Below are 18,502 nucleotides of genomic sequence, written 5' to 3' on the forward strand. Positions count from 1 at the left end.
TCTTCATTCAATTAAATTTTCGCTAGCACAGGTAACATGGTATTTTCCAAGTCTGTCTGCACTTTCTCATAGTTAACCTTTACTCCATCATCCAGATCAATAAATCTGCGAGCAATGGCAAGGTGAGCAATTTTCTCATCGTAGTCCTTCGTTTCCTTCAACTGCTTCATCAACTTTTCCTTACGTTTTTCCGCAACAGATTTTTCTCGTGCATTGTCACTATGTTTAATAGTTTCATCCATTCGAGCAATCTCTCGCTCGTAAACACGTTGAAGACGATGCAAATAGTCAATACGCAGATTGCCAATCGTATTCTCATCATAACGGTGCATATATATTAACGCCTTGAAGCCATCCTGCTTGCCGCTATCAAACAACCAATAAATTGGTCGCTTCTGGTAGGTTTTACAGTGTTCCTTAAAGAAGTCTTTTAAGAAGTAATTGCGAATTTTCTCTCGTGAGCTATTCCCCTTATTGCCCAAAGCTTCAGCAATAAAGGCCAAATTTTCTTCCAATGTCTCCTGTCCGTACACCTTCTTCACAAAAGCAACAAACAGTCCGACAATATCATCCTCATAATACTGCTCATCTGTAATTGGCAAGATATTATCTTTATCCGGAATGAATGTTCGATATTGGCTATCATCCCATTCACCACCCGCATAAGCAAGTCCGTCCACATCCAAGGAATAACGGCCAAACATGCAACCAACTGCATAAGAAACAAATGACTTTATCACATCTGTCTTGGTCAATACATATTTGTTGCCTTTCATGCTCTCCGGAATGTCTTCTTTGTTATCAAATATGCGAGCAATCGTTACTTCCTTATCCCCCACCTCTGGAGTAAGCTCGCTTTGCAAGCCATAAATATCAATAAAGACACGATTAAGTTCTTCTTCATTTTCCTTAAGTTGAAGGAATCGGGATTCAGTAATGGACTTCCACTGCTCGTAGCATAACTGTATTTTATTTTGTGTATCTTTATCCGTCCCTTGGTTAGCTCCTTTTATTAAAGGATGATAAGGGAATTCCCATGAGTTCTCAAAAGAATCCCAATCATTTTGCGATAATCGGATACATTCCTCAATGATTAATATGACCCTTTCACTAATCTGATTTTGACTTAACACAGGGAAATTACTAAAATTACCGATCTGCAAATGAATCGTAGGATTCAATATTTTAAAGACATAATCAGCTATTTTTGTACTCATTAGTCCAAGAAGATAAAGTAACAGCATCCGATTCTCAGTAAATGCCGACATTCCTGTAACATCATGTATACTTCCTGCGGTTCTATACCTTATACTAAAGCCTCCACTTGTAATATCTGACCACGTAATTGCTTCTTTGAAATAAAATTGTGGACTCCTTACTGCTGAACGCTGTTTGCCCTTATTATCTTTGAAATTTCTAATTTCAAAACCATCATTTTCCCAATTCACTACATAGTCATAATTCCCATACCATTGCCGCCGTTCTCCACCTTTATTATAAGGAACCCACTTAAAACCACTTGCTTTCGATTCTTCTATACTATTTGTATCGTATTTAATCTTATTATTGCTTGGCTCCCACCATAATCTTAAAAATCTATTATTGTCCGCTGTTGCAAGGCCTTGTTTAGGTTCAATTAATTCAGACATTTTTGATCCTTCTTCAAAAACTTTTAATAAGTTATTGCTAATCCAATATGCTATTGGCATTCCAGGAATCTTTGCAAATATATTAGCACTTACTTGTGAGAAACGATTTTTGACAACAGGGAAAACTATCGGCTCATCATCGTCTATATCCAATAATTTAATGTAGTTATATGTGCCCTTATAATCTCTAACATATACATTTTTTAAAATTGTCACAGCTGTGCCAAAAGCAATACCCATAACCATATTTTCCATGTGCATAAGATTAGTTATTGTGTTATTAGAAAGTAGTTTGTAACGAAGGTTTTCGTAGCTTGAAAGAAACATCCATGATTGCATTGTTACCAGACAACTATATCCTTGCGGCGCAACCATTGATGTACATTTTTCTATAAAAACCGCAAACAAATCGCTTTTACTATCTGGATAATTCAATTTCAAAAATTCCGATAGCCTGTTATTCATTCCACTAGAACCCATATAAGGTGGGTTAGTTATAACTATATCGTAATGCTGCGAGAGAACTCGTTTAAAATCCCATATACTTAGTTTTTCAGCATAGTTAATATCTTCAATTGTCATTTGACCTTCTGATATTTGTGGCATTGGTTCAAGTACATCTACTTTGATTAAAGAACCAATTTCCTCTCCCTCTGCATCCCCAGAAGGAAAATACAATTGAGGAGCTACTTGCTCATTAAATATTCTTCGGTTATATTGTCGTGCCTTCATTATTAATGAAAAATAGGCAAGCTGCCATGCACGCTTATCAATATCTAATCCAAAAATATTATGTTGCAATATAAGCTTGGCGGCATCTCTCGCACTATAGCCTTGACTTTCATAAATTTGAATTAATACATCAAAAGCGTAAACTAAAATGTGACCGCTCCCCATACAAGGGTCAATAATCTTAATTTCTTCAGGTCTTAAATACTTCTGTTCCTTTAGACGTAAATCCATTTTCTTTTGAACAGATGGTTCTTGCTCGGCTTCTTCAAGGTAATATTTCCAACCAAAATAACTACCATTTAGATATTCATTTCCAAGGCCAACTCTTGCACGCTCCTGCTCTAACCACAGTCGTCCAAGACTGTTCTCGACCATGTAACGAACAATCCAATCTGGGGTAAATAATTGGGTTGCCGTAGGAATGCGTTCTTTTGTAACCTTCACATTTTTCTTCAATAAATTAAAGGTATCTTCTTTCGGCTCCGTATTATAATACTGATACAACCAGCCAATAATCTGAACCTGATTTTGAAAGTCTTCCTCAGCAATATTGTTAATTAGTCGAGATACAACACCATCTTTATCTGAATATGTGATATTCAAGAGCAATTCTGTATAATCATTTGTCTTCTCAAACAGTTCAGGTAGGATTTCGTGTAAGGCATTGCACTGCTTAATGAATAGCATCTGAAAAAGATCGTCTAGTTTATTGTCTAGCTTAAACTCCAGCACTCGTTCCCGCTCGGCGCTTGTAAAGGGGAAATCAGCATCGAACGGCGTTGTCACGAGATCTGGCTCTGGCTTATTTGGACTTTCCGATGAGAGTACTCTTATACGAGAAGGCAGATAATCATTGACTTCCATAAAACGAATAGCAATTAAGCGATTAAACCAGGTATACGCTACTTCCTCGACTACATAACGATAAGCATTTTTATAATCAGAACTAGCGGCTTTAGTTTTAATGATCTCAACTAACTTGTTACGTTGTGCGATCTCTATATTTGAAATAGCATATGGTTCACTCGCTCCAATATCGAAAAATTGAATTTCTTTCGTAGATTGAGGCAGTGGTTCAGCTATGCCATCGCACGACACACCCATTAATCCTGCCTTATACGTAATATCTGTAATCAGTTTATTTCTTGCCCATGTAGCAAATGTTTTAATAGCCGTTTTGTTCATTTATACAGCTCCTAAAATTCGATATTAATCACCGTTTCTTCATCAAGTTCACGCAAGATGCGCTCACGTAATGCAGCAATATATTTTTCAACATCCTGCTGAGTTTCAATTTGCCAGGAGTTTGTCAAATTGATGCTTTTAATACTGATATTCCGACGTTTTTTCACCTTTGGTAGTGATTGCACTTCGGGTTCTGCTGTAGTAGCCGTTTCACTGTTAACTTTGTATTGCTCAGCCTGCTTCGCACGCTCCCTCACAAACTGTCTATCCTTGGCATCCATTTCGTTGAGCAGCCTTACTTTTAGTGCATCTGCTTCTACTCTGATATTTTGCAATGTGGCGACATTGTTACACGTTTGTAATTTATCGTATATTTCTTGAAACAACCTAAATGCATGTTCACTCATTGCATCTTGATATGGCTTACCATCCAAAGCATCCACAATGCGTTCCTTCGCATCATCTACAGCAGCACGCACAGGAATAGACATATCATCAAGCACCTTTGTATACGCCGCGGCAAACTTATCGAGCAAATCAGGAAGTTTCGGAATGTCCGTATAAGGTTCATTTTTCTTCAAAATCCCCTTAATATCTGCTACTAACAATTCTACCTGCTCATCCACAATAAAGGTTTTACTTTCATCGAAAATAGCTATGAGACGAAGAGCACGCTCAAAAATATTTTTCTGTTCTCCATTAAAGAACAGCTTGATCGGTTCATACATATCCGCAAAGTCCAGATAATCGTCCCGATCACGATGAAGCAGTTGGAAGAATTCTGCTGGTACCTGTATCTGCAGCACATTGCGAAGCAGTAACTTTCCTGATGAAACAACTGTTCTACCAGGTAAAGAATTATTTTGTTGCATCATAATCTCAATCTTTTCAATGTCATTTAATAAGCGTTGACTATAGCGCTGATAATCCTGCATGATGGAATCGTCATCTTCACTCATGATAGAAATACCGAATAGTTCCTTAGATAACTCTCGCACAGTTTTTTTCTGTTGATCTGTAGCTTTTTCACGCCGATCCATAAGCAATTTTTCTACAAATTCACGTTTTGTCACATAGCGAATGATCTCTTCTGAAGTCTTGTTCAATAAGGTTACGCCACTACCATTGACCGTAAAAGAAATATCACCGTTTTTGAATAGATAGGCAATCAGCCACTCTATATCGTCTTCGACAAATCCATAAGGTGCTTTCATAAAACGATTCATTATGCTCTTCATTGATGTTTTTAAGTGTGATGCTGCATTAAGAGAGATAAATTCTAATACATCTCGCAATGCATTCGCATTAGCCGGCTCTCCACCTTCCAATATTAATGACTGTTGCATAGAAGTAGTAAACAACTCTCTTAAATGAGCTTCTCCCACTGCCACATTAATATACGGAAGCTTGTGATAAACAGTCGACACCAATTTGCCTATTGCTTCGTTAATACGAGTGGATACGTCTTTTGCAGAAATTTGCACCTTGTCTCCATTGACATAAATCTGAGCTTGCTTGAGCGATTCTGTAAGGAAGAGCTTTGCATGACCATTTCTTTCGTTCATTTCAACGTTTTTGGCATCCTTAATTTGTTGAAACTTTGTCAAAGCTCCCGAAGCAGCAGTACGTAAATACTTCTCGATTTTTAAAGCACTGCGAACCTCATCCAGAAAAGCAGCATCGTTAGGCAAAACGATCAATACTTCCTTTTTCTGTCCAGAAACCATCCGCAGCGTCATTTCATCGTCAGCATACTCTGAATTTGGCGTCAATACTCGAACACCAATATCATAATTTTGATTGGGACGATGAAGACGATCATCCACGAACTGATTAAATAAAAAATGATAGCGGCCATTGAAAGCTGGATAGCGATATTTCGTTTCCCCATAGATATCTGTGAAAATCAATTCAGATACTTTGGCAATGACCTCTGCCATTTCTACTGTCTGGTTTTTGATTTCTTGATTAATTTCCTGTTCTTCATCTGTTAGAAACACGTATACCTCGCCATGTTTTTGTACAAGTGTCTGATCAACCAGTACTTTAAGTGCATCCTCAACCTTTTTCTTGAGTGCGATACGGTCAGTATCCACATGATTGATCATAAGACTAACAATATTATCTACATGAGCCGTAACTTCCTTGACATATTTGATCATAAACAAGGTTTTTAGTACGTTAACATTGAAGCAATCTTCTTCTTGATTGGGATTTATATAAGTATTGCTTGCCGCCCGGATGATTACTCCTTTATGTCGATGATCAAGGAACTGATGTAACGCATCATAGAATACATTGAAAGGCACAAGCGCACCTGCTTCATTATTCATGATTCTCACTGCCGATTCTTTAAACAGGGCCAACATCGAACGTTCACCCTCCGAAAGATGCTTTCCAGATGCACCATGTTGCCTGATAGATGTCAGTACATCGCCTAGCAAGTTGAACTGGTAAGGAATGAATGGATAAACAGCAGAAAAATCCTGTTCATTAACATATAGCTTTTTTTCCACTCCATCGTTAAACACTATCAGATTTTTTATGATTGTTGATTTTTGTTCATACAACAGTCGTAATGTCTCATCTGCTGTCTGATTTTTTTCCAATATACGTTTTTTTATGACTTCATCCACATTGGCAGAGGAAAGCGATAATCTTGTATCAAAACGACCTTGTATCTTTGAAAAATCATTACTACGTAGCCCCATATCTTTGGCAATTGCATCTATATCTTGTTGGCTCGTTACAATCACCCATGCTTTTCCTTGAGACGCTGTCCCAAGGTCTTCAGTGACAGTTTGTAAATTCAACATAAGCTTGGAATCATCACCTATGTATTGACCAATCTCATCTACTAAAAAGACAACATGATGATTGTTTCCCTTTCGATCAATGTAATCTTTCACCAGTTTTGCAAATTGTTCAATACTAATCTGGTATGGTTCTGCAGCTTTCTCGCACCAATTACGTGCCGCGGCTTCGCTCATAAAATTTAAAGTTACCAAAACTTCCACAACAACATCCTGAATAAAATCAAACTTATGCCGAGAGGACACCCATGTTTTCTTATACAATTTTTCAAACAACTGCTTAAATTCTTCATATATATTGGCTTCTATTAGTGTGCGCTCCAGATCAGCCAAAAAAGGAATAGAAGCACATAGACCCTGCATCTCGTTAAATGCTTTAAGAAAAACCGAAACAATGGCATTTTTCGACTGTTTGCCGCTAACATCACTTTTGGAATCTATATTAAATAAAATGACATCCGTGGATACATTTGAAGCTAATGTCATATCTGCAAGTACCATCGAATCTGATATTTTTTTATCTTCAGTAAAGAATTCAAATGCTTTCCGTCCATTGACAGCCTTATTTTCTAATAAATAAGATAGTATTTTTAAAAAGTGTGACTTACCACTTCCGAAGAATCCAGATATCCAAACCCCCATTTTATCTGTACGTCCAGCAATTCCTTTTTTGTAACTGGCAAAAAAGTCAGCGAAATGCTTTTGCATTTCCTTTGTAACAACATACTCATCCAGTTCCTGGCGAATGTTCTCATCATCTGCTTGACCAACTTTAATCACGCCTTTAATATCACGGTCTATCGATTTAACAAACATATCGCGAATTGACATCATCATCCATTCCTCCTAATCAACGAGTCGAAAAGCTCTATAATAATTATCATCCTTTAATTCCGAGAAAAGCACGAGTTGTTGACCATCATACGTTCCTGGATACATCATAATTACTGGTACATGATCAACCGCATGATGCAGATTATTCAATACTTTATGCGAACGAAGAAATGGATAACATTTTCCAACCCCTATTAATACTACAACCGCCATCTGAGGAGTGTTCTTTTGAATATATTGCTCCACCATATTCTCCTCATATACAAGCCGTTCAATAGCTGTAACAATACGATCTAACCCATTTTTCTGTTCGAATCCATAACATAAATCTAGAAAACCTTCTTCTTCAAGCATTTCGATGACAATATCATATAGATCAAAGACTACCAATTCATACCCATCATTAAACTTGCTATTCTTGTTTTTCATGTATTGTATTCGCTGCCGCACAACGAGTTCATGCTCTGGAGGATAGTCAAATACATAATATCCCACTTCATTACCCAGCCCTTTGTTTTGTCGAAAGTTGGGGAGACGAATTAATTGTTCCATCTGATCTAGTCGTTCATGTAATGTCTTCACCTTTCTCCCCCTGTCAAAGCATCCAGATATATCTGCATTTGGTTATTCATTAGCCAACTTTTCAAAGCGATATCCAATATTGGCTTTTGGATGTTATCCCTTGAGCCACGAATCAAAACACCAGCTTCAATGAGAATTGTTTTATATGCCCTTCCTAGACGTTTTAAAGTTTCATCTGTCCATTTCGCAACTCGCTCACTTTGAACTTGCTTATTTCTAAGAAAAAGCTGAATATCGCCGTCAGAAAGTTGATTGTTTCCAAATTGGATCTTTTCATAATAAACCTCGTAGACAAAATCAAAAAAAAGCTTGTCCGTCTTCATGATAGAAATTAGTACAATTATTTTTTGTGTACTCAATTCGCCATTATAAAAAAACGTATGAATGCTTCTATCTAAACTATTCACACGATTGGCAACCACACGGTATATGTGATTCGCTCGCTCAACTGTACGCACAGAAAAAATGTTTTCCTCTTGGCATAATCGTTTGATCTCCTCCCAACTACTTCCCTCCAGCAGAAGACCAATCATTTTTCTAAATTCATTAAACCAAAATGAATGTTTCACCATTCCAGCACTATATTCTAATTTCGCCATACCATCACCCCTCGAATATCCGTTCTACTGTTAGTTTTCTACAGCAGAAACAACTTCCATAATATCTCCTACATCGCATTTAAGCACTCGACATATTTTGACAAGCACGTCCATTGAGACATATTCATTATTAGAAAGTTTAGTCAATGTGTTAGGACTTATACCTGTGGCATGGCGTAGATCTGTTTTCTTCATCCCTTTATCAATCAGAAGTTTGAACAGCTTATTGTATCGTACATCCACAAAAAACACCCCAATCATTGAAATACATCACCCGCTAAATCATAGCACAAAAAAGTTCACTCTAACAGGAATTAAGTATAGGTTTGTGAGAGTTTCTCATAATTTTGATTTAAAGTCATTGTGGTTTTGAGCTATTATAAAATTAGAAGAACCCTGCCATTTTATTTGACAGGGTTACCTTTAATTATCAGAAACAATAAATTTTCTCCTTACAAAATCAGTTTGAATTAAAACTTTGATTGTTTACCGTATGCAATATCCCTTTTGTCCAGTAATCATTTGACCATACATAGTCGGCTCGAGGTATATCATCAACAAGATAATTTGCAGCCCAGGTACGGAAACCAGAACTATTTGTTTGAATAAAGTATCTAAAGAGTGAATATTCCCCTCTCGCTTTAGATTCCCCAGAATCAATTATGTCCACCAGCCAGTATCTATCTCCACCCACATACTTTAGTTTGCAGCTCAAGGATTCTATACGTGAAACATGGTATGCCAGCTTTAACCAGTTACTTGCGGCACTAACCTTCTTCTTGACCCCGTCCTCATTAATCTCTTTCACGACAGTAACTTCGAAAAAGGATTTGAATTCATCTTTATATGAATAATAGTTCTTACCAAAGATATGTCCGAAGTATTTATTTTAAATCTCTTTTGAAAGACCTAATTTGCGACTGGCAAGACGCCCCATTGCCGTTGCGAAGACATGTACTTTCCCATCAAATTTATCACGGTAACTGCCTGACTCCGTTCTAGCTAAGCGTTTCAGCTCCAGTTTAAACTGATTTATCATATTGAGAAATGGAAGGGTTGGAATCAGTTGCTCTAAATTTTCTAATACGAGTGGGCTAAGCTGCCCGATTTCTGCAAACTTCTCTTTATATGTGCTATTAGTAATATCGGGGAACAATTTGTTGAAATCATTTTCTTCAAAAGCTTACTCAAAACTCCGATTGATTTGGTCACGATACTTTTGAAACTCTTTTGGTAATCGAACCTGTTCATTAAACATGGATAGATATGTAACATAAGTGCTATTGTTTGAGATAAAACTAGCACATTCTTCAACAGCATCTACCCGCCCAACATCACGCTTCGACCAATCATTGGACTGTTCTTTAGTATAAAAAATATGATCCCAAATACCCCTATCTTTCAATAACCACTCAATTACCTTTTCCTTCTCAGCGTCATTTTGCGAAATACTTTGTCTTAAGTGGCTCAACTCATCACGAATATCCTTTAACAAGACTTTCTCTGCTTCTAACCTGTTCTCTTTAAGTTTTTCGTCCAGAGAAATTTCCCGACAGAACTCATACAGATCAATTAAATTCTCATCTGTTAAAACAGGAGCTGTATCACTAGTCACTCCTTCAGTTTCTGATAGATTCGAGGGAACATCTCTTAAGACAAGGCAATCGTAAAGCTTACTTATCATATGATCTTCTAACAAACCAGAAATACGAGCAATATACTTCTCATAATCATTTTTCAATGTCGTGTAACTTATTAGTATCTCAGGTGACAAAATTGTATTCCTTGATGGTAAATAACTTAACAATGAACCAAGGCAAGTATTATGAATCGGCTACACTTAGTTGGACAGAAAAAATAAGGGCTAGTAGAATGAACACATCAGAACAAGGAGCGGATCTACTATGCCAAGAAAAAGACGTACATTTACAGATGAATTCAAAAGACAGATGGTTCAGTTATACGAGAATGGAAAATCAAGAGCAGATATTGTAAACGAATATGAACTGACTGTGTCTGCACTGGATCGTTGGATCAAGCAAGCAGAACAGTCAGGCTCCTTCTCAGAGAGGAACAATCGCTCTCCTGAAGAGAATGAGCTTATTGCTTTACGAAAAGAAAACCAACGTCTTAAAATGGAGAACGACATTTTAAAGCAAGCAGCGCTGATCATGGGACGAAAGTAAGTGTCATCATGCGAAATCGTGACAAATACTCGGTATCAGCAATGTGCGACGTCCTACAAATTTCTAGAAGCACGTACTATTATGAAGCAAAAGAACGCCACCATGAAGACGATATGACAAAACCTATCGTTGAAATCTTCGAGAAGAACCGGAAAGCATATGATACAAGAAAGATCAAAGCCAAGCTTCATGAACGCGGACTTACCGTATCTAGACGTCGAATTGGACGCATCATGAAGGAACAGGGGCTTGTTTCTACGTATTCGGTGGCTCAATACAAACCTCACAAAGCGGCATGTAACGAGTCGCAGCAGTCAAATGAACTGAACCGTCAGTTCCAGCAAACTGAAGAGAAACGCGTCGTTGTAAGCGATCTAACGTATGTCAAAGTCAAAAACAGATGGCACTACATTCTTTGTGTACTGGTTGACCTCTTTAATCGAGAGATCATTGGCTTTAGCGCAGGCACGAAAAAGGATGCCCCCCTGGTCGCGCGTGCCTTTGCCTCTGTCCAAGGAGATCTGCGTCAAATTCAGTTATTCCATACGGATCGCGGCAGCGAGTTCAAAAACAAGTTGATTGATGAGACGCTTACTACGTTCCAGATCGGTCATTCTTTAAGCATGAAAGGGTGTCCTTATGATAACGCCGTTGCTGAAGCTACATTTAAGGTAATGAAGACTGAATTTATTCATCAGATGAACTTCCAGAGCCTGCAGCATCTTGAGTTGGAGCTGTACGACTACGTAAATTGGTACAACAAACATCGTATACATGGAACTTTAAGCTACATGAGTCCTGTTGACTACAGAAGATTAGCCCTTAAAAAAGCTGTCTGATTTACTGTTGACAATCCACCACAACTATCTTCGATACTGATCTCGTTGAACCTTATTGGCTTAGATATAGACTTTATTAACGGAAAATCGGTACGGATGTATGGAGTTGGTGGCTTAAGTGAATTATGTTATCAATAGATTGTCTCAAATAACTCTATTGATAGCATCCTTCTTAAAGACTTCACAATTCAACTAGGACTTACTAAAGAACCCTATGGTTTCGATGCTATACTAGGTGTCGATTTTCTTTATACCTATGGTTTAAAAATAGATTTTGAGAATTTAGTTGTTTCATAGAAGCTTTATCGAACTTGCGTATAACGTTTTAATATTCACGAACCCTTACCACCTTAAAGGAACGTAGTGACTGGCCGCGACGGGGTTAGGTGGTGCAAGGTGTGGCTTCTTCGTATCAAATGCTTCCGGGACCAAGGGGCGTAAGCCACGCAGCATGATGAATCCGGGCATTATCTAACACAAGAACAAGTTTCCCCGTCGGATAAGCCGCGAGGATCTTCTGGAGAAAGGCAAGAAAAGTTTCAGCCGTATAGTGTTCGTCTTCTTGCCAAACGATTCGTCCCGTCTCATAGTCAACCGTCGCGAGTAGCTTGACCCCGCGATGCTTGCCCGTGGTTGGAATGATTCGTTGCTTCCCGCGAAGAAACCAGGTTTTCTGAATCGCTTGATAATCCCGAATCATGGATTCATCCTCGAACAGTAAGTGATCGATCTCATGGTTCAGTAACTTTTTTTCAAATCGGGAAAGGTCGTTTCGGCAAACTGGCGTTGCTTCTCTGGATCTGCTGCCGCAAGCGTGTATGTCGGTTTTGTATAGCTGAGTCCTAAGCGTTCCATCACTTTTGAGATGCCTCGGAGCGAGTAGCGGTGGTCCCATTCTCGTTCCACATACCTGGCAATGAGTTCAAGCATCCAGTTGTGCTTGGCTGTAAAGCCGACCTCGTGGGGCACCGAATAGGCGACGGTCTGCGTCAACTGATCTTGCTGTTCCTTGGTTAACCGAGTAGGAGCACCAGATGAATGCTTGAGCCGCAAGGCGGCCAATCCGCCATTTTCGTACGTATGAATGTAACTGCTCACCGTCATTCGATTACGATTCAGAATTTCAGCGATTGCCGTCATGGATGTGCCTTTCAAGTGTAAATAGATGGCTTGATAGCGTTCATACATTCGACGCTCTTTGGCTTGTTTCATGGCTTCTGTTACTTTTTCCAGTTCATTATGCTTATCCATGGCGTTCCCCCACTTTGTCCGTTTCTTTATCTGTTTCTTATTCGACAAATGGTTCATTTTTTCCTTGCCAAGGCTTGCTAAGAACTTTCATTCAACTTATATAATACCTCTCATCAGGTACATTCGCCCCTTTCTAGCTTTGATTATATCTATGCTGAGATTTCGGATAACGTTGTTGTGTTCACGACGTCCCACCGACTTAAGGCCACAACGTGGCCGGGCGCGATGCGCTTAGTCGGTGCGGGTGTGTCCGGTTGCCCCATCTTCCCCGAAATCCCTCTGCCGGACGAGGGGGCTTGTCCCCAGATGCGTGAACATGGTGTTATCAGATGGCTGGGCCTTCTTCGAATTGCTCAATCAGACTTATCAATTCCAAGAGATTGGGCAGTTCTGCAGTCGGGTACACTTTCATCTGCTTCAACTTTTCTTTATCTGATCGATAAGCTATGAACCTTATCCCTGCGCTTATTGATGCCTTCCCATCTATCCATGAATCGCCTACAGAGAGCCATTCATTCGCTGAGTGCTTAAACTCATCCAACACTCGCAAATATCCATCAGGTGAAGGCTTCAATGCTTTCATTAACTCCCTACCAATAATGAAATCAAAGTATTCAGAAATATCATTATCTCTTAATGCGATTTTTGCAGCTTCAACAGAATTATTCGTTACAATTGCAATGTGATATCTACCTTTGAGTTCACTAAGGACCTCCACCGCACCAGACTCCAAGTCTGCCCCCTGCATTCCACACACTTCATGCTTCTTAGCAGTATCCCACATTTCATTTAGTAACTCTTCAGTCATTCGATTCGTTTGTATTGCTTCTTCAACAATAGTTGATGTTGTATGGTAATTAAGATTATATCCATCAGGTAGGATCTCTTTCGATACAAGAAATTGATATGTTTCATTCTTCATGGCTTGGAAGTCAATTCTTGATCTTAAAATAGTATTATCCATATCAAATACAATTCCTTTTAATTGATGCTTCATAGGATACCTCGCTCAAAACATGGATTTGCCCAGCTTTCCGATAACTCACGAAACAACCCAGCCTTAGATAGCTCTTATCTTAGGCTGGGTCGTTTGTTGTCTGCTATATCTTCTTTGATTATACATCTGACAATCAAGGGACGGTAGTCCCGCAGCGTTGAATGCGATGTTACCTGTTATCTGGAGTCGTCGCTTCTTCGACTATACTCTCAAATCTATAATAACGTTATTAGCTTCTCCGAGAAGCCTCTTAAACAAATTCTCTTCTTCAAAATGCGAGCCAGATTCAGCCTTTGACGGCTAAATCCTAAATAAAAATCTTATCTTTCGTAATATATAAATATAGCGAACTGAACCAAGAACCAACTAAACTTATTAATGGAAGTCAAAGACCTTTGTCAAAGCAGTATGAATCTTTATCATAACCATTATGTTCATAAAAGGCATGGGCATCTGTACGTTTAAATCCACTACATAAGATTATGCTTGAAATCCCTTTTCTTTTGGAATATCCCTCCACATATTTAAGCAGTTTTGTGCCAATTCCTTTATTCTGAAGTTCTTTTTGCACAGCAAGGCCCTGGATGTGTAAGTAACCAATTTCATCTCCAATTGATAACGCCTGTACCGTTGCAATAAAGCCAACCACTTTATTTTCAAATAATGCTACAAATGTTTTATAGTTCCCATCTTTATTCATTTTCTCTATAGACACGAAAAAATTATCAAGGTTAACCTTGCGGTTTCCTAACACATTAATCCATAATGATACTACCTCAGGACAATCATTTACTTCAATTTCACGTATTATAACTTCCATATTCACACCGCCCAAAATATTAATTATAAAGGTTGCCTCAATTTCATAACTCTATGTTGTAGTAAGAATACTGATTTCATCTTACTATCGCCTCTGAAAATAGTGAGGAATGTCAATTTGTCCTACAGCTTCCTCGCTTTAAAAATAGCTGTTAACGGAACCATTTGCGATTTTTTTGTCCAATCGCTAAGTTCGCCTGTTAATTGCAAAGTTTCGTCGTTTGTCTCCTCAATCAATTGCTCAATTACAAAACCTGCCTTCGCCAAGGCGTTTACGTAAGTTGATATTTTCCGGGAGCAAAGTAAAATATTTTTTCCGTCAAGATCTCGCTCAGACCATGTTTCATCAAAATAGCTATTTTTAAAAAAGGCTTTACCTTCTTCAAATGCCACGCACATATGGATATGGTGCGACCAGCTGAATATAAACACCCCATCCTTTTTTAAACATGATGCAACCCTATTAAATGTACCCTGTAAATCCGTTGTCCATCCAATTGCATAAATGGAATAAATATAATCAAAATAATCTGTTGGTAGTCCGCATTCGTCCTCCATTGCCCCACAAATCAGCTTTGCTGCATAACCACTTTCTGAAAGGCATTTCGCCGCCTTCTCAATCTGGTTTTTAGAAATATCTATGCCCCAAAGTTCGGCAGCCTTGTTATTGCCATGATATTTAAGAGATTCACCGTTGCCGCAACCAATATCTAAAAGTTTTTTGCCTGCTACATCACCAAATAAGTTTAATTCATTTTCCGTTAAAGTATTACAACCGTAATAAGGCAGTACAATCGCTTCTAAAAAATCGTTACCATTCTCGTCCCAATAATTCTTGTTCGTGCGATGTATATTGCTATTATCAGTTTTGTTCATATAATTACCTCCACGTAATATAAATGATCTTACTTCACAATCGTTTACTATTGTTGTCGCCTGTTTACGCTTCCTTGCTAGTGAATATGCTCCGTAATGAATCTGCTTCTACTGATAGGCGTAGCCCAAATACCAACCGTCAAAAAAAGAAGCGCGATCCTCCGAGCTTTCCTTCAATTCTTTAAATACATACTACACAGCGAGGTTATCCCTAATCCTCTATAGTCATTTTACACTCTTGCAAGGGTTTCAGCTAACGTTCTTGTGTTCACGAACCCGAGAGGCTTAAGGCGCGTATGCGCCGGGTCCGACAACATATGTATCTCTCAATTCAAATTGATTTAAAACTAATTGCCGGGCAGTTGGATGCCGCGCCAGCCGCTTACATCGCATTGACCATATTTATTATCACCCACAGCAACCACCGTACCGTCAGATTTAAGGCCGAGAGAATGAGCGCAACCCGCCGCTTCCGCCACAATATCGCGCCAGCCACTTACATTGCATTGGCCATACTCATTCCAACCCACAGCAACCACCGTACCATCTGATTTAAGACCGATTGTATGAGCATTACCCGTATTCGTCGCCATATGAACATTACCAGCCGCAACCGTCACAATATCGCGTCAGCCGCCACATCACATTGGCCATATTTATTATCACCCACAGCCGTCACCGTTCCGTCTGATTTAAGACCAACGGTATGACGACGACCCGCCGCTATGGTAACTTTAGGCCACGATTTCACCTTTGACGCTGCTTCAATCTGTGAAGTGTAATCCATGTTTTACCTCCATGAAAACAAGAACTATTTTGGAAATACGTTGCTTCTATTTTATGCTCTTAGGGACTTTCAGATAACGTTGTTGTATTCACAAACCCTCACTAGCTTAAGGGGCGTTAGCCCGGATCCAGCGGACTTAGCCAGTGCAGGGTTGTGAGCTGATTCCACTTTTCTGCCTACATCTTCTTGCGAACCAAGGGTAAAGCCCGCAGTGTAGAACAGTGTTATCGGATGGCCCCGTCCTCTTAAGCTTCTTACAAATTAATTTTGTCCATAACATCCATTGTTTCACTTTCTAAATAGCTATTGAACTCTAAAATTTTTGCCGTTCTAAGTGCTGTTTCTTTATTTATTAGTTTTTCTATAAGGTACAATGCCATATTGATTCCTGAAGATACTCCTCCAGATGTAATGATATTTCCATCCTTAACTACTTTTTTATCTTTTACGACTTGAATACCTGTCGATTTTTGATTAAGTAAGGATAAGGCCAAATGATGAGTTGTGGCTACCTTTCCATCCAAGAGTCCGGTTTCAGCTAGAATAAGTGAACCTGTACATACCGTACATATCATTTCAATGTTTTTCGATTGAACTATATAGTCAATTATCTTTTTATTCTTTCTTACTTTATTAATAGCTCGTAATGGTCCTCCAGGAATGATTAAAATATCAAATTGAGGGGCATTATTTAGATTATAATCAGAGTGAATTACTGTTCCTGTATGGGTTTTAATTGTATTTCCTGTTTCTGAAACAGTTTTAACTAGGAAAGGTTTTCCTTTTGGTAGATTTCTTTTATACAACATGATGTTTTGTTGAAAATTAGAAAATGCGGTTAATGAAAGAACTTCGGAAGGGCCTGCAAAATCTAGAATATCAATGAAGTCGTATACCAAAATTCCAACATTATATTGTTTTTTCATAATGTTCTCCTACTTTGAATTATGGTTTTACTTATTTTTTATAATTAGGGGCTTTCCGATAACGTTCTTGTATCTACGAGCCCGAGAGGCTTAAGGGAGCGCATGCGACCGGGTTTAACAAGAAAGCAGATGGCATGAAGCCTGATCTGCTTTCTTTTTTCATCCTATTTCATAGGATAATAAATGGTCATGCTTAAGCGGGTCAAGGTATCGCCAGGATTGGAATACAGGTGGGGCCGATCGGCTTTGAAACGAATAGAGTCTCCGCTATTTAGGTGATGTACATGATCATTTACTTGAATGATCAATTGTCCTTCAAACACGGTGATATACTCCTCTGTACCATCTTTATGGGAATTTGAGCTCAGTTCCCCATGTGCTTCAATTTCTACACTATATATCTCAAAGCGTCTATCCTCCTGATAGAGAAATGAGGGGTAGACTCGATATTTTCCGCTATCTTCCGTTAGCACTTTCATTTCATTACGCAGCACCACTTTTGCTTCTTGCTCAGGTTCGATAATCAATGAAGAGAAAGAAATCTTTAGCCCATTGGCAATCTTCCAGATGGTAGTTATGGTGGGGCTTGATTCACCTCTCTCAATTTGACTGATCATCGTTTTGCTTACACCACTCAACTCTGCGACCTTTTCTAAGCTTAGCTTTTCTTTCTCGCGAATAGCCTTCAAATTTTTAGCAAGAATATATTGAATGTCTTCCATCCTGTTCACCTCAAGGTATTTACGTTATAACGATCATTTTATACAATATAAAGAACATTCACTATAGTGTACGTTTTGAACATTATAACACACACCCTAAAGGGAGGTTCTAAAATGCCGTTTATATCATTCCTATTGTTTGTCATCGTTAGCAGCTTTACTCCTGGTCCGAACAATATCATGGCGATGGCATTTGCTAATCAAATAGGTTTGAAACGCTCTTTGATTTTTTGTGCCGGGGTAGGCGGAGGATTTTTCGTTATTACGTTATTGTGTACCGTATTTAATCTGCTGCTCACCAATCTTCTGCCTGTTATTGAAACACCGCTAATGATATTTGGCGCAGCATATATGCTCTATTTAGCTTACAAATTATTGACTAGTAATAGCCAAAGCCGTGATCAGGAACCAAAACACAAGAACCTTTTTTGGATTGGGGCCTTTATGCAATTCATTAATCCCAAAGGCATTTTGTATAGTATTGCAGTAGTGGCAACGTATATCCTTCCTTATTACAGCACTTATTTTAGCTATTTCATGTTCGCGTTGGCTTTAGGCTTCGTTGGTTTTCTGAGCAGCTTTAGCTGGAGCTTGTTTGGCTCCCTTTTTCAATCCTTTCTTACAAAGCACAGGAAGCCGTTTAATATCATCATGGCTTTGCTGCTTGTATATTGTGCAGTATCAATCATTTATCCTTAGAAATTC

General features: G+C 38.6%; 17 protein-coding genes and 1 pseudogene. 2 read left to right on the plus strand and 16 right to left on the minus strand.

Features of this window, described 5'->3' with window-relative positions:
• Positions 1–11 precede the first annotated feature (11 nt).
• From pglX to M3650_RS26810, 8 genes are all read right to left on the minus strand, one after another.
• Positions 12–3,566 carry a BREX-1 system adenine-specific DNA-methyltransferase PglX gene (gene pglX, locus M3650_RS26775; RefSeq protein WP_251579169.1) on the minus strand — a complete coding sequence of 1,185 codons (3,555 nt, stop codon included), beginning with the start codon at positions 3,564–3,566 and terminating at the stop codon, positions 12–14.
• 11 nt (positions 3,567–3,577) lie between these two features.
• Positions 3,578–7,213, minus strand: a complete 3,636-nt coding sequence (gene brxC / locus M3650_RS26780; protein ID WP_251579171.1) for a BREX system P-loop protein BrxC — start codon at positions 7,211–7,213, stop codon at positions 3,578–3,580.
• Between the two features lie 12 nt (positions 7,214–7,225).
• Positions 7,226–7,765: a DUF1788 domain-containing protein gene (locus M3650_RS26785; protein WP_251579174.1), complete on the minus strand. Its 540-nt coding sequence runs from the start codon at positions 7,763–7,765 to the stop codon at positions 7,226–7,228.
• A 26-nt stretch (positions 7,766–7,791) separates the two neighbouring features.
• On the minus strand, positions 7,792–8,394 hold the full coding sequence (locus M3650_RS26790) for a DUF1819 family protein (protein ID WP_251579176.1): 603 nt from the start codon (positions 8,392–8,394) through the stop codon (positions 7,792–7,794).
• Between the two features lie 30 nt (positions 8,395–8,424).
• Entirely contained in the window at positions 8,425–8,655 is a 231-nt protein-coding gene (locus M3650_RS26795) for a helix-turn-helix domain-containing protein (RefSeq protein WP_285848691.1), read from the minus strand.
• Positions 8,656–8,854: 199 nt separating this feature from the next.
• The gene (locus M3650_RS26800) at positions 8,855–9,202 is read right to left on the minus strand and encodes a hypothetical protein (RefSeq protein WP_251579177.1); all 348 of its coding nucleotides are present in this window, start codon (positions 9,200–9,202) and stop codon (positions 8,855–8,857) included.
• 81 nt (positions 9,203–9,283) lie between these two features.
• Entirely contained in the window at positions 9,284–9,550 is a 267-nt protein-coding gene (locus M3650_RS26805) for a hypothetical protein (protein ID WP_251579180.1), read from the minus strand.
• 27 nt (positions 9,551–9,577) lie between these two features.
• The gene (locus M3650_RS26810; protein ID WP_251579181.1) at positions 9,578–10,168 is read right to left on the minus strand and encodes a hypothetical protein; all 591 of its coding nucleotides are present in this window, start codon (positions 10,166–10,168) and stop codon (positions 9,578–9,580) included.
• A gap of 130 nt (positions 10,169–10,298) precedes the next feature.
• On the opposite strand from M3650_RS26810, the gene M3650_RS26815 reads away from it, so the two are divergent.
• Positions 10,299–11,419, plus strand: a protein-coding gene (locus M3650_RS26815) for an IS3 family transposase (protein WP_251579183.1) whose coding sequence is annotated in 2 segments (ribosomal slippage) — positions 10,299–10,545 and positions 10,545–11,419 — 1,122 coding nt in all. Because the reading frame shifts where the segments join, the coding sequence is not laid out codon by codon here.
• A 412-nt stretch (positions 11,420–11,831) separates the two neighbouring features.
• On the opposite strand, the gene M3650_RS26820 is transcribed toward M3650_RS26815, so the two are convergent.
• From M3650_RS26820 to M3650_RS26855, 8 genes and pseudogenes are all read right to left on the minus strand, one after another.
• The gene (locus M3650_RS26820) at positions 11,832–12,119 is read right to left on the minus strand and encodes a transposase (protein WP_251579185.1); all 288 of its coding nucleotides are present in this window, start codon (positions 12,117–12,119) and stop codon (positions 11,832–11,834) included.
• A gap of 38 nt (positions 12,120–12,157) precedes the next feature.
• Positions 12,158–12,670, minus strand: coding sequence for a helix-turn-helix domain-containing protein (locus tag M3650_RS26825; protein ID WP_251579187.1), 513 nt, complete (start codon positions 12,668–12,670; stop codon positions 12,158–12,160).
• A 325-nt stretch (positions 12,671–12,995) separates the two neighbouring features.
• Positions 12,996–13,667, minus strand: coding sequence for an HAD family hydrolase (locus tag M3650_RS26830; protein WP_251579190.1), 672 nt, complete (start codon positions 13,665–13,667; stop codon positions 12,996–12,998).
• Positions 13,668–14,052: 385 nt separating this feature from the next.
• A complete protein-coding gene (locus tag M3650_RS26835) occupies positions 14,053–14,487 on the minus strand; it encodes a GNAT family N-acetyltransferase (protein ID WP_251579192.1) in 435 nt (144 codons plus the stop codon).
• A 122-nt stretch (positions 14,488–14,609) separates the two neighbouring features.
• A complete protein-coding gene (locus M3650_RS26840; protein ID WP_251579194.1) occupies positions 14,610–15,362 on the minus strand; it encodes a class I SAM-dependent methyltransferase in 753 nt (250 codons plus the stop codon).
• Between the two features lie 371 nt (positions 15,363–15,733).
• Positions 15,734–16,149, minus strand: a pseudogene (locus tag M3650_RS26845) (hypothetical protein); the annotation flags it as partial.
• Between the two features lie 254 nt (positions 16,150–16,403).
• Positions 16,404–17,075 (minus strand): DJ-1/PfpI family protein, encoded by a 672-nt coding sequence (locus M3650_RS26850; protein ID WP_251579196.1) that lies wholly within the window; start codon positions 17,073–17,075, stop codon positions 16,404–16,406.
• A 164-nt stretch (positions 17,076–17,239) separates the two neighbouring features.
• A complete protein-coding gene (locus tag M3650_RS26855; RefSeq protein WP_251579198.1) occupies positions 17,240–17,797 on the minus strand; it encodes a helix-turn-helix domain-containing protein in 558 nt (185 codons plus the stop codon).
• A gap of 114 nt (positions 17,798–17,911) precedes the next feature.
• Here M3650_RS26855 and M3650_RS26860 point away from each other — a divergent pair, with 114 nt between their 5' ends.
• Entirely contained in the window at positions 17,912–18,496 is a 585-nt protein-coding gene (locus M3650_RS26860; RefSeq protein ID WP_251579200.1) for a LysE family transporter, read from the plus strand.
• The last annotated feature ends 6 nt before the right edge of the window (positions 18,497–18,502 follow it).

Origin of the sequence: Paenibacillus sp. MER TA 81-3 (genome assembly GCF_023713585.1) — a bacterium.
Classification (GTDB): Bacteria; Bacillota; Bacilli; order Paenibacillales; family Paenibacillaceae; genus Paenibacillus_B; species Paenibacillus_B profundus.

Excerpts from the sequence above, each read along its gene's own strand:
- pglX (WP_251579169.1), bottom strand. The coding sequence starts at position 3,566 with ATGAACAAAACGGCTATTAAAACATTTGCTACATGGGCAAGAAATAAA.
- brxC (WP_251579171.1), bottom strand. The coding sequence starts at position 7,213 with ATGATGTCAATTCGCGATATGTTTGTTAAATCGATAGACCGTGATATT.
- M3650_RS26785 (WP_251579174.1), bottom strand. The coding sequence starts at position 7,765 with ATGGAACAATTAATTCGTCTCCCCAACTTTCGACAAAACAAAGGGCTG.
- M3650_RS26790 (WP_251579176.1), bottom strand. The coding sequence starts at position 8,394 with ATGGCGAAATTAGAATATAGTGCTGGAATGGTGAAACATTCATTTTGG.
- M3650_RS26795 (WP_285848691.1), bottom strand. The coding sequence starts at position 8,655 with ATGATTGGGGTGTTTTTTGTGGATGTACGATACAATAAGCTGTTCAAA.
- M3650_RS26820 (WP_251579185.1), bottom strand. The coding sequence starts at position 12,119 with ATGATTCGGGATTATCAAGCGATTCAGAAAACCTGGTTTCTTCGCGGG.
- M3650_RS26825 (WP_251579187.1), bottom strand. The coding sequence starts at position 12,670 with ATGGATAAGCATAATGAACTGGAAAAAGTAACAGAAGCCATGAAACAA.
- M3650_RS26830 (WP_251579190.1), bottom strand. The coding sequence starts at position 13,667 with ATGAAGCATCAATTAAAAGGAATTGTATTTGATATGGATAATACTATT.
- M3650_RS26835 (WP_251579192.1), bottom strand. The coding sequence starts at position 14,487 with ATGGAAGTTATAATACGTGAAATTGAAGTAAATGATTGTCCTGAGGTA.
- M3650_RS26840 (WP_251579194.1), bottom strand. The coding sequence starts at position 15,362 with ATGAACAAAACTGATAATAGCAATATACATCGCACGAACAAGAATTAT.
- M3650_RS26850 (WP_251579196.1), bottom strand. The coding sequence starts at position 17,075 with ATGAAAAAACAATATAATGTTGGAATTTTGGTATACGACTTCATTGAT.
- M3650_RS26855 (WP_251579198.1), bottom strand. The coding sequence starts at position 17,797 with ATGGAAGACATTCAATATATTCTTGCTAAAAATTTGAAGGCTATTCGC.
- M3650_RS26860 (WP_251579200.1), top strand. The coding sequence starts at position 17,912 with ATGCCGTTTATATCATTCCTATTGTTTGTCATCGTTAGCAGCTTTACT.